This window comes from Paenibacillus glucanolyticus (genome assembly GCF_037333485.1).
In the GTDB taxonomy this organism is placed as follows: domain Bacteria; phylum Bacillota; class Bacilli; order Paenibacillales; family Paenibacillaceae; genus Paenibacillus_AQ; species Paenibacillus_AQ glucanolyticus.
Genome location: NZ_CP147845.1, coordinates 2,625,097 through 2,639,948 on the forward strand (window position 1 = coordinate 2,625,097; position 14,852 = coordinate 2,639,948).

At 43.0% G+C, this 14,852-nt stretch carries 11 protein-coding genes and 1 pseudogene; 11 read left to right on the forward strand and 1 reads right to left on the reverse strand.

Features of this window, described 5'->3' with window-relative positions:
• Positions 1–78: 78 nt before the first annotated feature.
• From WDY75_RS12690 to WDY75_RS12725, 9 genes and pseudogenes are all read left to right on the forward strand, one after another.
• On the forward strand, positions 79–1,467 hold the full coding sequence (locus WDY75_RS12690) for a helix-turn-helix domain-containing protein (RefSeq protein ID WP_063480511.1): 1,389 nt from the start codon (positions 79–81) through the stop codon (positions 1,465–1,467).
• A 540-nt stretch (positions 1,468–2,007) separates the two neighbouring features.
• Positions 2,008–3,392 (forward strand): annotated as a pseudogene (locus WDY75_RS12695) (helix-turn-helix domain-containing protein).
• A 33-nt stretch (positions 3,393–3,425) separates the two neighbouring features.
• Positions 3,426–4,793, forward strand: coding sequence for a helix-turn-helix transcriptional regulator (locus WDY75_RS12700; protein WP_063479971.1), 1,368 nt, complete (start codon positions 3,426–3,428; stop codon positions 4,791–4,793).
• A gap of 130 nt (positions 4,794–4,923) precedes the next feature.
• Positions 4,924–6,162: a CynX/NimT family MFS transporter gene (locus tag WDY75_RS12705; protein ID WP_063479970.1), complete on the forward strand. Its 1,239-nt coding sequence runs from the start codon at positions 4,924–4,926 to the stop codon at positions 6,160–6,162.
• A gap of 817 nt (positions 6,163–6,979) precedes the next feature.
• Complete coding sequence (locus tag WDY75_RS12710) at positions 6,980–7,792, forward strand: stalk domain-containing protein (protein WP_063479969.1); 813 nt, start codon at positions 6,980–6,982, stop codon at positions 7,790–7,792.
• 443 nt (positions 7,793–8,235) lie between these two features.
• Positions 8,236–8,649: an IS5 family transposase gene (locus WDY75_RS30740; protein ID WP_082834418.1), complete on the forward strand. Its 414-nt coding sequence runs from the start codon at positions 8,236–8,238 to the stop codon at positions 8,647–8,649.
• A gap of 112 nt (positions 8,650–8,761) precedes the next feature.
• On the forward strand, positions 8,762–9,283 hold the full coding sequence (locus WDY75_RS12715) for a hypothetical protein (protein WP_063479967.1): 522 nt from the start codon (positions 8,762–8,764) through the stop codon (positions 9,281–9,283).
• A gap of 1,082 nt (positions 9,284–10,365) precedes the next feature.
• On the forward strand, positions 10,366–11,556 hold the full coding sequence (gene chrA / locus WDY75_RS12720) for a chromate efflux transporter (protein ID WP_370511100.1): 1,191 nt from the start codon (positions 10,366–10,368) through the stop codon (positions 11,554–11,556).
• A 168-nt stretch (positions 11,557–11,724) separates the two neighbouring features.
• On the forward strand, positions 11,725–12,660 hold the full coding sequence (locus WDY75_RS12725; RefSeq protein ID WP_063479966.1) for an NAD(P)/FAD-dependent oxidoreductase: 936 nt from the start codon (positions 11,725–11,727) through the stop codon (positions 12,658–12,660).
• A gap of 118 nt (positions 12,661–12,778) precedes the next feature.
• On the opposite strand, the gene WDY75_RS12730 is transcribed toward WDY75_RS12725, so the two are convergent.
• Positions 12,779–13,081 carry a hypothetical protein gene (locus tag WDY75_RS12730; protein ID WP_063479965.1) on the reverse strand — a complete coding sequence of 101 codons (303 nt, stop codon included), beginning with the start codon at positions 13,079–13,081 and terminating at the stop codon, positions 12,779–12,781.
• A 142-nt stretch (positions 13,082–13,223) separates the two neighbouring features.
• Between WDY75_RS12730 and WDY75_RS12735 the strand changes: the two genes are divergently transcribed.
• Positions 13,224–13,622 carry an antibiotic biosynthesis monooxygenase gene (locus tag WDY75_RS12735; protein WP_063479964.1) on the forward strand — a complete coding sequence of 133 codons (399 nt, stop codon included), beginning with the start codon at positions 13,224–13,226 and terminating at the stop codon, positions 13,620–13,622.
• Positions 13,623–13,859: 237 nt separating this feature from the next.
• Positions 13,860–14,840: an AAA family ATPase gene (locus tag WDY75_RS12740; protein WP_063479963.1), complete on the forward strand. Its 981-nt coding sequence runs from the start codon at positions 13,860–13,862 to the stop codon at positions 14,838–14,840.
• Positions 14,841–14,852: the final 12 nt, after the last annotated feature.

Below are 14,852 nucleotides of genomic sequence, written 5' to 3' on the forward strand. Positions count from 1 at the left end.
GCTGGAATATTAATCAATATGATTACTATAAAGAGATATACTAATATTTGGGTTCTGATCCTAAAGGGTGGTGTTAGCTTGGAAATGACAGCCACGATTCGCGAACAAATGGAAGAGTTCCTACATAAGAACGAGATGACGATTAATCGGTTTGCTGAAATATCGGAGGTCAATAGCGGCACACTCAGCAACATTCTGAACGGAAATCGACCGATTTCCATGCAGCAATTGGACCGGATTACGGCAGGGATGGGTTTGGAAGAGGGTTATTTTTACGAGCTGTATATAGATGAATGCATATTTCATGCCACACCGGATTGGCGTCGGCTGGGACCGTTTCTTCACCGGTGCGCAGACCTGGGAAAGCTGGATTGTCTGGACAAGGCCGTCCGGATGACAATGGATAATATTTCCTATTCTCCCTTACTCTTTGAAACGGCGGAGGTTTTTTTCAGAGAGGGGAAGCACGAGGCGGCGGTGCTGCTCTATAAGAGCGTGGCTGAGAGTGAGAGATTCCAGCATTCCGAGCGGCTGGCTTTATGCCAGTATCGATTGTTTACGTTGGAATTGGGTGATGATCAGGAGGTTAATTCAAGGGCTGCAGTATACTTTGAACCTTATATTGATAGATTAGATGAGGTCTATCAATTGGATGCGCTAAGAGAGCTGATTAACTTAAACGTATCGTTGAATAGATGGAACAAAGTTGATGAGCTAACTGATAAAATGGGGAGAATAGCTTCAATCCAGTATCAATACGAAGTGGGCATGTTTGGACAAGAAGAAGAGAGAAGTAAACCGATCGTTTTCTATAAGTTATATTCACATTTAATAAAAGCCACTGTTTATTATGAACGTGGAGCCTATGATTTAGCATTGAAGTATGTTTCTATGTATTCTGATCCAGAATGGCTCAAAAATGAGTCAAATGAAGAAGAGCTTCGTATAATTAAACAGTTTAGTGAGTGGGCCGAGGCAAACAGATATCTCTATAAACTAATGGCTGGAAATGATGGAGCACTTTCGGAATATGTAAAATACATCACTGATAAGGAAGATGAAATATTTCTCGCAATTTGCAACATTATGATTGCTGCAAATAGATATCAGCTACAAGTAGATCATATCTTGGAAAAATTTAAGAGTTATATTGGATTCAAAAAACAAAAGAATCATATAGGGGTAATTTTTCAACAAATAACCGTTGATCGATATACTAGGTTGTTAGCTGAATTAGGGATATATTATCTGAATTTAAAACAGTTTGATAAGGGATTAGAATTAATTCTAGATAGTTTGGAAAAGTCCATAGCTATAAACAGTGATAGTGGAATGTTAAGATGTATGGGGTTGTTCGAACAATTTCGTAGCTTTTCTACACTTGAGTTGCAACAAAGATACAGGAGTTTAGTGTGTGAAGTTCAAAAGCTTAACGATAAAAAAATTGGTCTTTCCGTTAGTTATTAGTTTAGCTCAGAAATGCTATATTTTATAACTATAGCTTTGTTATTATTTCACATTTTTTTGTTGGAAAATATAGTAGATTCTATTACAATTAAAGAGATTTCAAAATGCGAGAATATTTGTAGATTTTCGCTATATTTCAAAATAAAAACAATGAAGAGATAAAAAACAAATTAGTGAGGTGCAAGAATTATGAAAAAAAAAATGGGTCATCTTTTGATTGCCTGTAGTATTCTTTTTCTGGGAGCAACTTCGAGTTTTACTGTAAATGCTGACAACACTATTCCACAAGTTCTGAAGATGCAAAGTAATCACGGAGTGGGAACGTGACAATTACATATATGTTTAGTTAGATTCATAAAGTGATGGCTTCAGTGGTATCTGGAGCTATCTTTTTTTATTATGGCCAGAGTTTATGTAACTTCCTGATAAAATGTTTTTGAATATTATAGTTAATGTCATAAATATAACTATTGACCGTGGTTCAACAAAATAATAGCATGAAATTACTAATATCTGGTTTTTATTTGGGGGTGTTGTTACTTGGAAACGACAGCCACGATTCGCGGGGAAATAGTTGCATTTTTGCAGAATCATCATATGACGATTAATCAATTTGCCAGGATATCGGGTATCAACAGCGGGACACTTAGTAATATCCTAAATGGTAATCGTCCCATGTCCATGCATCAGTTAGATCGTATTACCGACGCAATGGGTCTGGAAGAAGGCTATTTCTATGATCTGTACATTCCTGAGTGTATCTTTCATGCGACTCCGGATTGGCGGAGATTGGGGCCGTTTCTTCTCCGATGTGCAGAGCTGGGAAAGCTGGATTGTCTGCATCGGGCAGCCCGAATGATACTGGAGAACATATCGTATGCACCGATGCTATTTGATATGGCCGAGGCCTTATTTAATGAGGACAAGCATAAAGCGGCAGCTTTGTTGTACGAAAGTGTGGCTGAGTGTGAAAAGTTTCAGTATTCAGAGCGATTAGCTCTTTGTAAGTATCGATTATTCGTAATCGGATTAGGAGAGAACCAGGAAGATAATTTACAAGCTGCTGTATACTTTGAACCCTATATTGACAGATTGGATGATATGTATCAATTGGACGCGTATGTTAAGTTGATTAATGTGAATATATCATTACAACGGTGGGATAAAATTGTAGCGCTTGGAAAAGAATGGGACATAAAGCTAAAATTCATTACCAACAAAATAGATATAGGTTCAGAACGAACGAATATCCTAGGAAGTCAGTTATCTTTTACATATTATATTCGTATTTAATTCAGGCCTGTATCCATAAAGAACAAGGAGACTATGATAATGCGTTTTTTTATGTGTCGTTATATGAACATCCTGATTGGATAAACAAACCTAATGAGGAAGAGTTACTAATTATAGAGCAGTTCAGGGAATGGGCTGAGGCTAATCGGTATATGTACGGTTTAATGAGTGGACAACCTAACGCTTTAAGCCAATATGTAGATTATGTGGACTCACGAGAAAATGAAATTTTTTTGGCGCTGTGTAACATTATGATTGCAGCCAATCGCTATCAACTTCATATCGATCATATATTGGATCGGTATAAGGAGCATCTGGTTTACAAAACGCAGCAAAATCAGCTCGGAAAGGTGAGCGATCTGGTAACATTAAACCGCTATACGCGGCTTCTTGCGGAACTGGGGATATATTATTTGAATATCAAACAATTTGACCGTGGACTGGCATACATCTTGGACAGTCTGGAGTACTCCATTAGAACGAAAAGTGACAATGGAATGCTGCGCTGCATGGGGATATTTGAGCAATTCCGTCATTTTTCTTCCGAGGACACCCAGCGGCGATATACTGAATTAGTCCAGGATGTTCAGAAGCTATCGGTATACGCCTGGAGCCCGCAAGTGCAGAACTAACTAATATTTGGATTTCCCTGGGGGTGTTGTTATTTGAAAACGACAGCCACGATTCGCGGAGAAATAACGAAATTTTTACAGGATAACGAATTAACGCTAAATCAATTTGCGAGAATATCCGGTGTGAATACGGGGTCCTTGAGCAGTATACTTAACGGAAATCGTCCCATGTCGATGAATCAATTGGATCGTATCACCTCCAGCATAGGACATACTGAAGGATTTTTTTATGATCGATACATTTCTGAATGTATATTTCATACTACGCCAGACTGGAGACGGTTAGGAGTCTTTCTTCAACGATGTGCAGAGCTTGGCAAGCTGGATTGTCTGCAAAAAGCCGCCCGATTAACGATGGAAAATATCAACTATGCACCGCTGCTTTTTGAATTGGCAGAAGAATTGTTCAATGAAGAAAATTATAAAGCAGCGGTTATATTGTATGAGTGTGTAGCAGAGAGTGAGAAGTTCCAGCATTCTGAGAGGCTTGCCTTATGTCATTATCGACTATTTCTACAAAGTTTAAGTGACAACCAAGAAACAAATTGGCACGCAGTGGTGTTATTTGAGCCGTATATAGAACGATTAGATGAAGTGTATCAATTAGATGCATATGTAAAGTTAATCAATATTAACGGTTCCCTGGGACAGTGGAATAAAGTAGACCTTTTAGCTGAAAAAATGGGAAATAAGGCTATGAAAAGGTATCGGAATAAGAAAAATTTTTTTGAATCGAGTCAGCCTCTGATTTTATATATTTTGTATGCATATTTATCTCGAGAAACGAGCCATGGTGAACAGGGAGATTACGAGCAAGCTTTATACTATACGACTTTGTATGAAAATACAGATTGGATTATAAAACCTACTGAAGAAGAACGTAAAATTATGTACCAGTTTAGAGACTGGGCAGAGGCCAATCGATATCTTTACACGCTCATGTCTGGAGAAACGGACGTTCTGCCAAGGTATATTGAATATGTTGAGTCACGAGAAGATGAAATATTTGTTGCATTGTGTAACATTATACTTGCTGCAAATTGGTATAAATTAAATGTAGATCATATTATTGAAAGATTTAGGGCTTATCTCGAATACAGACCTCAGAAAAATGAAATCAGTGAGATCAGCAAGCACGTCACAATGAACCAATATACGCGGCTTCTATCCGAATTGGGAATATACTATTTAAATTCCAAACAATATGATCGTGGGCTGAAGTACATTGTAGATAGTCTGGAGTATTCCATTAAGATTAAAAGCGATCGGGGAATGCTGCGATGCATGGGGATATTTGAGCAATTCCGTCATTTTTCATCTGAGGATATTCAGGGACGGTATACCGAATTAATTCGAGATGTTCAAAAGTTATCGGTGTACGCCTGGAGCCCGCTTGTGTAGGGTATGCCTTGTGCCCCTAACCAGTGAAGCAGCGCCAGTGCCTTCCAGAGCTGTAGCCTAATGTCCGGGTTTATGATAAACTCGGATAAGTTTGTTTTTACATATCGTAACAGAGTAAGGAGTCCATGTAATGACATCAAGAACATCGTTAGAACCAACCACAAGTTCCACAGGGCGTACATGGTTGATCTTTGCAGGCATTATCCTAATTGCCATTAACCTGAGAGCGGCGATAACCTCGGTAGGCCCGCTGATCGGGATCATTCGTGAGGATACAGGAATATCGAGTACCATGGCTGGTATGCTGACGACGCTGCCGCTGTTGGCTTTTGCACTATTATCGCCAATGGCTCCCGCCATGGCCAAAAAGTGGGGACTGGAAACCACCCTGCTGCTTAGCATGGTGGTGTTGACATTCGGAATCGGCATACGTTCCATATCATCGCCGATTACTTTATTATTGGGAACTGCATTTCTGGGAATGGCCATAGCCGTAGGGAACGTGCTGCTTCCGAGTCTCGTTAAGCGGGATTTCCCGCGGCATATCGGATTGATGACAGGCACTTATTCGGCATCAATGAATCTGCTAGCCGCCATCGCATCCGGGGTTAGTATCCCGCTTGCAACGCAAGCAGGTCTTGGCTGGCAGGGTTCATTGTTGATCTGGGCGTCATTATCCGTATTAGCTCTGATCGTATGGCTGATTCAACGCAGCAGCTCTGACAAGACAGCAGAAGTCCGTTCGACTGCAACCAAACAACAGAGTGTGCTTCGTTCACCGCTTGCTTGGTATATCACTTTATTTATGGGGCTTCAATCGTTTACGTTCTATGTGAACATCTCTTGGCTGCCCGAGATTCTGAGAAGTCAAGGCATGGATTATAGTGCTGCCGGGTGGATGCTCTCCATACTTCAATTTGTCAGTTTGCCGTTCTCCTTCATTATTCCTGTTCTGGCTGGCCGAAATCCGAATCAGCGCGTTCTGGTGACCATCTCTTCATTATCCATGCTCACTGGTTACGCAGGATTATTATCCGGTATGTCCTCATTAAATCTCCTATGGGTGATGTTGGTCGGTATTTCCGGCGGGACAAATTTCAGTTTGTCCCTGATGTTCTTTACTTTACGTACCAAAACGGCCCACGAAGCCGCGGCGTTATCAGGGATGGCTCAGTCTCTGGGTTACTTGCTGGCCGCGATCGGCCCGATGCTCATCGGGTTCCTGCATGACGCTACAGATGGTTGGAAGGTTCCCCTCATGGTTTTGTCCGCAGTTGTTGTTGTGCTGTTCTTCTTCGGTTTTGGCGCAGCCAAACCGGGGTATACCTCAGCGTCGGGTGAATCTACGCCGAAGATGGAGAAGCCATAACGGCGGAGGGGTATTATCAAGGTTGTATTTTTTAAGGACATCTTTAAGAGCTCCCTGGACAACGGTCCGGCGGGCATATAAGCTTCGAGCCTGAGAAAAAAAAAAGTCGCGGAAACGCGACTTTTTGTTTTTTAACAAGTTAAGTTCTCATTCCGAATAGGACACCAATTCAATTCATTAGCCCGAATAAAACAAGCAGTTGTAATCATAGCTTACTTGACAATTGCTAAATTTCATTGGATTTTAGGAGAGCTAACGATTAGGATAGTTTAGTTATTTTATTATATTTTGTTCCATGATTTCTAAAGTGAACTTTTAATTGCAGTTTATACATTGATTTCATGTATGTGAAGAAACAAGGAGAGTCAGATGATAAGCAATTTTTTACATTTATGTCCTCTGCAATAGCTGGAGAGACTACTTGGGTAATACCAACATTTAACTATAAAGCTCGTTGTCCTGTTTGACGGTCCGGTCCATCTTGGCGATGTGGAAGCGGTAATATAGACCCGCATATTATCTTTTCCTTCATAGCCAGCGTAGGGAACGCACCACGATCAGCGCTGGCGCCGACAACGTTGAAGGCAAACATGCAGGCCGAATCGATTTCATGACCGATCCGCCGGAGCACCGCACAGGAAAATGTGTTGATTTACCAGTCTTTAGGATTGGTTATTAAAGGACATGGTTAAATCTTGGAGAGAGGTTATTGTCGCATCCAACTACTTTGTTCTGAAATTTTTATTTTCAGAAAGAAACATTTACTCTATGTATGACGTCTAATCTTACAAATAATCTTAACTTTAGGAGGATCATAATGTTCAAAAAAATGTCTCTTACGATGTTGGCAGCATCTATGCTTGTACTGCCTAACTTCAGCTCATCTAGCTATGCCGCTGAAGCACCGGTTACAATAGATAGTGGTATTTTGAAAAACAATCGGGTGCTCATACCTCTTAGAGCCGTTTCTGAAAACTTAGGAGCAGACGTTGATTGGAATCAACAACAAAAAACAATTAGAATTACTAAAGATGCTACAGAAATGGTTCTTACCCTTAATTCTAACAAAGTTTTGCTCAATCAATCGGAAATTCTTCTTGATGTTCCAGCGGAACTAAATTACAACTCCACTTATGTGCCGGCCCGTTTTGTAAGTCAAACTTTGGGAGCAGATGTAAATTGGAACCAAAAAACTGGTCAGGCGACAATCACGTTGGAGGGAAAACAACTCCAGGTAACCATGCAAAAACCACAAGTTCAAGTTCCGAATGCGAAAAAAATAACAGATAAGCAAAGACAAGTGTTCGTGAACAAATTAAACGAAGCAACCGACCTATCTTCAATCAAGCAGATCAGAACTTACTTCAGCCCATACTTTACGGATAAATTTATCAATGAAATCATACGTAGCAAAGGATTGAAATACGACTTTAAATTTACAACGATTTATCCATCGGCCATCAGTTATACTGAAACCAATAGCGCCAAATTGACTCAATCTTCAGGTCCTAACTCTAAATATGCACCTAATGAAACACTCTACAGAACGGCCAAACTGGTTTATACAAGTAAAGGCTGGAAAATTGATTCGGTAGATTTCTCCTTGGTCAAAGAGGTATTGAATCCTTAAAACTATTTAAAATAGACAAGACAGCTCCTAAGAGGAGCCGTCTTGTCTATTTTAGTTATAACCGCAAGTAAATAATTACTGTAACGTAACAACAGGATTCAAAGTAACTTCAAAAGCCCGTTTCCAGAAATAATCAGGATCCCCATATGCAAGTGTCGAATTTGCATATCCTGCAAACGACCAAGTTCCCCCGGTAATTTGACGTACATCATAAGATGTACCTGAGCCGCTAATAAGGAACGCACTTTTCCCAGAAAGTGTATTTTTATGAGTTTGCATTCTGTTTCGCAATACACTCTGTAAATGTGAATAATCCGCAGGACTGTTGAATAGAAGCATATACTGATCCGCAATTGTAGCGACATTAGTATATAACGAATTCGCTCTAGAGTGCGAGTTCACCAGCATGGATCAGGCGCAAAAGGGGGCAAAGCAAGCAAGCGATCGGACGTTCCCGAGGTGGATTAAGCACGAAAATTCATGCAATAGTTGACGCGTTAGGAAATCCACTTCGCTTCAACTTGACCGGAGGTGAAGCGCATGACTCCGTCCAAGGTTTCAATCTCCTTAAAAGCATGAAACTGACCCGGAAGCAAGTTCTAGCCGACCGAGCGTATGATACGAATGCCATTCGGACCTTTTTGAAGGAACAACAGGCCATACCTGTGATTCCCGGGAAGAAAAACCGCCGAGTGATCCCGAAATATGATCGGGATGTCTACAAAGAGCGCCATTTGGTGGAATGCTTCTTTAATAAAGTAAAGAATTATCGTCGTTTGGCGACTCGATATGATAAATTAGCGTGTACATTCAAGTCTTTTTTGGCCTTGGCATCCATTATGGTGTGGCTTGCTTGAGTTTGAAGACACGCCCTAGTATGAACTATTTATTTCTTTATTTAAGAATAAGATTTGTGTAGAATATTTTGCACAAATCTTATTCTATTTTGGGAGAAAAGGAGATGGGAAATTGAAAAGAATCATTATATTCACTGGTATCCCTCTTTTGCTAATCATCATTTTTCTATTTATTTACCAATTTCCAGAAAAAATAAGTGTTGTTCGTACTGCTGTTGCTTTTAATGATAGAAATCCCGACTCTCTTAAGAATACTTCTATTAATATTGAAGGAACGATATATCGACCTTTGTTTAGGCAGCATATTTTTAAGGGCTCCATTAAAATTAGAGGGATAAAAAAAACAGAAAATTATGAAACTCTCAATACAGAAGTACTTAAAAGAAAAAATGGTATAAACATGGGGAATTTGATTTACAATAAGACTCATAATAACCCGCCACAGCATGCCAATATGCTTGGTATTATTTGGTTTGACGATAGTTTTCTAAATATAAGTGTTTTGGGTACTGACATGGAGGATAATCAAAATGAGGCCATTTATATTGCGACTGGTGGGACATATGAAGAAGGAATATCTACATTACGAAAAATGAGAGATAATTACGGTTCTGGGTTTATAAACTTTGAATAATGTTGCAACGAAAAAAATCTTCATGTAAACCACTTGAATGTAAATTAGTTCGAATGTAAATTAGTTCGATAAAAAATGTATACAAACAAATGTTTGTTCTTATTTCAGGGTGTATCTCATAATTATGCAATAAAAATTGATGAAGAAATAACTCGGTGATCTATAGCTGAGTTATTTCTTTTGTGATGAAGAGTAACCTCTCAATATTCAATTAATCTGTTATTGCTCGTTTTTCACTATTGTATATAGTTTAAGAGTCATTGAATCACAAATTAATTATAAATTAGAGGGTTTTGTTGAAGGTAATTGTATGAATTAACTGACGGACTAACATGGAAGCATGTTGACAATAAATATGATATTACCTTTGATATAAGACCTGAGGTTATTATCTATAAAGATGGCGCAAAATTTTATATGATAGTTTAAGGTATGATGGGACATGTCGAAGTTGGAAAAGTAAAACAAAGTTCTAGAATATTTGAAATAGATCAACTTTAAGTTTTTTAAGATTAATGAAGCCTAAATTAGATAAAAAATTTGATTTAATCTAAAGACAAGCCCTATTTTTGATATGGTGGCTTGTTTTTGTTTAAATGTATAAGTTTTGAACTAACTCAATGACAAAAATGAAATGGGTAGGATGGCGAGGGATAGTCCAGAAAGTAAAGAGGGGGGAGTACCATGAGAAGTCTCATTCTCATACATCTATGGCTAAGAAGCTCAGTAATGCATTACGCGTAAGTCCTCGAATCATTGCGTGAGGAGCTATCAACGATTTAGTGCTATTCCAAAAGATATAATTACTCACTTACAGAATGTGAAAGATATCTGGAGTTTATATCATCTTGTACATGGTGCAAGGTGAACAGTAATAGCAGTTACTGCTCAGATTTTACATAGCGTTTACATAAAGAGGTGGATTGATGTTGTGCATATGTTGTAACCTAAAATTTAATCATACGATGCATGCCTAGGCATGCACTCATGAAAATCCTATTTCCATTGAACTTTAGCGTAAGGGGAGCGAAGACATATTGAACACAGAGATCGAGAAAGAACAAGCACAGGCACAGGCTCAAATGGGCGATAATCAACCGTCCGGAAGATGGCGCGCCCTTAGCGAAACGTGGTGGACTGCTCTTCAGCTGGGACTCACCTCGTTTGGAGGACCGATTGCTCATCTCGGCTATTTCCACGGAACTTATGTTCAGCGAAAAAAGTGGCTGGATGAGAAAAGTTATGCCGATCTGGTGGCACTGGCTCAGTTCCTTCCCGGACCGGCCAGCAGCCAGGTCGGAATTGGTGTCGGTGTGATGAGAGCGGGACTATGGGGCGGCATTGTGGCATGGCTCGGATTTACGCTGCCGTCCGTGCTCATGCTGATGATTTTTGCCTATCTGATGCAGACCTTCGATCCGGGCTCGGCTGGATGGATTCAAGGACTGAAAATTGTTGCAGTCGCGATAGTAGCTCAAGCGGTTCTCGGGATGGCGGGGAAGCTGGCTTCGGGCCCCGTGCGTGCGGCTTTAGCGTTTATAGCAATGGCTGTCGTTCTGCTGTGGCAATCTCCCATATCTCAAGTAATGGTCATTGCTCTTGCCGGTATATCGGGACTGTGGTTGTTTAAGCGGCAGGCTAACGATGAGAAGGCTGCCGATATGAAGATCCCTATTGGACGGACAGCCGGACTGTTTTGCCTAGGTTTGTTTGTTGTTTTGCTGGTGGGGCTCCCGCTGCTGAGGGCGATGACCGATAATGGCTGGGTGGCCATTGTTGACAGCTTCTACCGTGCCGGGTCACTTGTATTCGGCGGGGGTCATGTGGTTCTGCCTCTGCTTGAGAGTGAGACGGTGCTAAACGGCTGGATGTCCAAGGAGGATTTCCTGACCGGTTATGGGGCAACACAGGCTGTACCTGGACCGCTGTTTACTTTTGCGGCTTACCTCGGTGTTGTAATACAAGGAATACCTGGGGGCATCGTGGCAACACTTGCTATTTTTCTGCCCGGATTTCTGCTCATCGTGGGGTCGATGCCGTTCTGGAACAGCATCCGCAGAAACCCTAAACTTCAAGGCATGCTGACAGGGATGAATGCAGCTGTGGTCGGTATTTTGCTGGCCGCTTTGTATCACCCGATATGGACATCTTCTATTCATAGTCCGCTTGAGTTCGTGATGGGGGCGGGATTGTTTGGAATGCTGATGTTCTGGAAAAGCCCGCCGTGGCTTGTTGTGATTGCCGGTGCGATAGCCGGTCAACTGCTGCTATAGAGTATGATTTAGCTTAGACCTTGGCACGATGTGCCGAGGTCTATTTTATTGCCAGGAGTAAATCTCCATGGATTGGTTAAATATTTAGGGTATACCTTTTGCAGGAAGCATACCGGATACAAAAAGCTCCGGCTATGAATTCTATATAGAAATGAGTGGAGAACCTACATGATAGACACCAAAGTGAAGGATTGCATCATTATTGGCGGCGGCATTGCTGGTTTGCAGGCCGCTATACAATTGGGGCGGTATTCAGCTTACGACGTGCTGGTGATCGACAGGGGAACGGGGCGTTCCACGATATGCAAGAGCTACCGCAACATTCTCGGCTGGCCGGACGGGGTTTCAGGCGAAGAGCTGAGGCAGCGGGGACGCAAGCAGGCAGAGGCTGTCGGCGTTGCTTTTGCAGTGGATGACATTCGGAAGGCGGAGCGGGATGAAGCGCGGCATTTTGTGTTAACCGGGAAAGACGGAGCCCAATACCGGGCGCGAACCCTGCTGCTGGCAACCGGCTTGATGGACCGGTTCCCGGAGCTTCCGGGCCTGATGTCGACGCTAGGCAGTTCGGTGTTTGTCTGTCCTGATTGTGACGGGTATGAAATCCAGAATCGGAAGACCGTCGTGATGGGATCAGGAGATCCCGGTGCCAGTATGGCCTTGCTGCTATCGGAGCGAACCAGGGATATTATCTATGTCAATCATGAGGGGAAGCCGGCTTCTTCCGAGCATATGCGCCAATTAGCTGAGCTCGGGATTCCGTATGTGGAGAAGAAGGTAGCGGAGATTCGTTCTGAGGAGAGCGGCACCATCTCTGCTGTCGTGCTGGAGGATGGGAGCCTTTTGCCTGCGGAGCGGGGGTTTATCTCCTTTGGAGGGAACAGCATTTATTCGGAATTGGCTGAGCAGCTCGGGGCAGAGCTTGAGCATAATCGACATGTCATAACCGATCCCAGGTCCAAAATGACAAGCGTTGAATGGCTCTGGGCCGCAGGTGACTTGGGAGTTCATTCCGAATTGACCACGGTAGCTATGGGGGAAGGTGCAACGGCTGCCATCTGGATTAACAAAACATTGAAGCAGCTGACAGGTAAATCTGCAATCTGATGGTTCTGGCGGCGAGTCTGAGTAAGCTTCCGTCTAAGCTAATTGCAGCAGGATTCTAAAAAACCCGCCTTGTTTGCACGGTATGCTCTATGAGAACCGTGAAACAGGGCGGGTTTTGTTAAGTCAGACCAAATCGGGTGATATGGTCTTCAAGCTCATATTTATGCAGCAATTCGGTCTGCTTGGGACCGATCAGATCAAAATGCGGGTAAGGCAGGCGGTGATGGATATACTCCGGATTGAGCCCATTGGACAAACACCAATCTTCAAGACGTCGGATGTCCGAACAGCCCACCTTGGTTACGGTATTGAACTGGGGGAATCGCTTGTCATACCAGTAGTGAGTCAAAAAAGCGATGTCGCCTCGCGCCACCTGCTGCTTCCATTGCTGCAATTCCTGTTTGGAGATGCCGAATGCCATGTTTGTCTCATCCTCGTTAGTGTATTCATTCTTCTTATTATATCAGCATATACTTGACTGCACCTACTGTTTTCATAGCGTGATGCCGTCAAAGTACAAGCTGCCTCACGGTTGATGGATAAATATCAAGAGGGGGAACGATATGATACTGGAATCAGCGATACTTTATATTAAACCCGGGCTTGCGAGTGATTTCGAGAGCGCCTTCCGGGCGGCTTCCGGCGTTCTGTTAACGAAGAAGGGATATGTAGATCATGAGCTTCATAAATGTGTGGAGAACAGGGATGAATATATATTCCTTGTTCGCTGGAGCGGGATTAAGGATCATTTGCTCGGTTTCCGGGGACACCCGGATTATAAGAAATGGTCAGCATTGCTGGAACCATTCTACGCAAGTCCGCCTGAGGTCAAGCATTATATCGACATTCGGATCGACAGTCGCGAGCAAGCTGATATGGAGCTGGTCAAACTATTGATCCCGGGCAGCGGAACGGATGCGGAAGCAGATGCAGATGCAGATGAGGAATCTGCTTCTGATTGATCTTTTTTCACGGGCAATTATAACAGATCCCAATACGATCAGCATTTATATGATGAATCCTGAAGCTGTCCCTGGACAGCTTCTTGCCTTATTTATGACTATGTAGAGTAAATGGTCGCCTGGCTGGTCAGCTCTGGGAACGGAAGCTTAACGCAAACTGTGACTTATTTTGCCCTGAATAACAGGAATTATGGCAGGTCATGCCGAACTTTGTTGTTAAGTTAAACTATATAAGGGGTGGTTCCAATCATTACAGATTATCATGCCGTTCGCCGTCTTGCTGATGATATTCGAGCAAACGTTTCCAAGGTTATGGTGGGTAAGGAACAGCTGATCGACAGGCTCTTTATTGCGATGGTGACCTCTGGCCATGTTCTGCTTGAAGACGTACCGGGCACGGGGAAAACCTTGCTGGCCAAATCCATCTCGAAGTCCATTGACTGCACGTTTAAAAGAGTTCAGTTTACCCCGGATCTGCTGCCGTCTGATCTGAGCGGTATATATTTCTATAATCAACAATCCTCGGCGTTCGAATTTCGGCCGGGCCCTTTGTTCACGAATATCCTTCTTGCCGATGAGATTAACAGAGCAACGCCCCGCACGCAGTCCAGCTTGCTGGAGTGCATGGAGGAGCGGCAGATCAGCATTGACGGGGTAACCCATCAGCTGGAGGAACCCTTCCTGGTCATCGCCACGCAGAACCCGCTGGAGCAGCAGGGCACATTTCCACTGCCGGAGGCGCAGCTGGACCGATTCCTGTTTAAACTGAATATGGGCTATCCCACCTCACAGGAAAGCGTCGATATCCTGAAGCGATTCAAGGATAATCAACCCTTGGAGTCGCTTGCGGCGATTGCAGCCTCTGAGAGCATCGTGCAAGCCAGGCAAATCGTCAACAAGGTGCATGTCAGTGACGAGATGTTAGCTTACATCGTTTCGTTGGCGGAGCATTCCAGAAGGGATGAAGCGGTTGCCTCCGGAGTAAGTCCGAGGGGATGTCAGGCCCTGCTGAAGGCCGTACAGGTACAAGCTGTCCTGCAGGGCCGGGAGTTTGTGACGCCTGACGATGTGAAGGAGCTGGCTGTGCCAGCCTGGGCACACCGGTTGAAGCTTCGGGGCACACTTCAAAGCCGGGGCGGGGCCGCCGCTTCTGAAGAAGTGATCGAGCGGTTGCTGCAGCAGGTTTCCGTACCGACAGAAGAAGGCATTTCGTCGTAGGGGGCGGTTGCC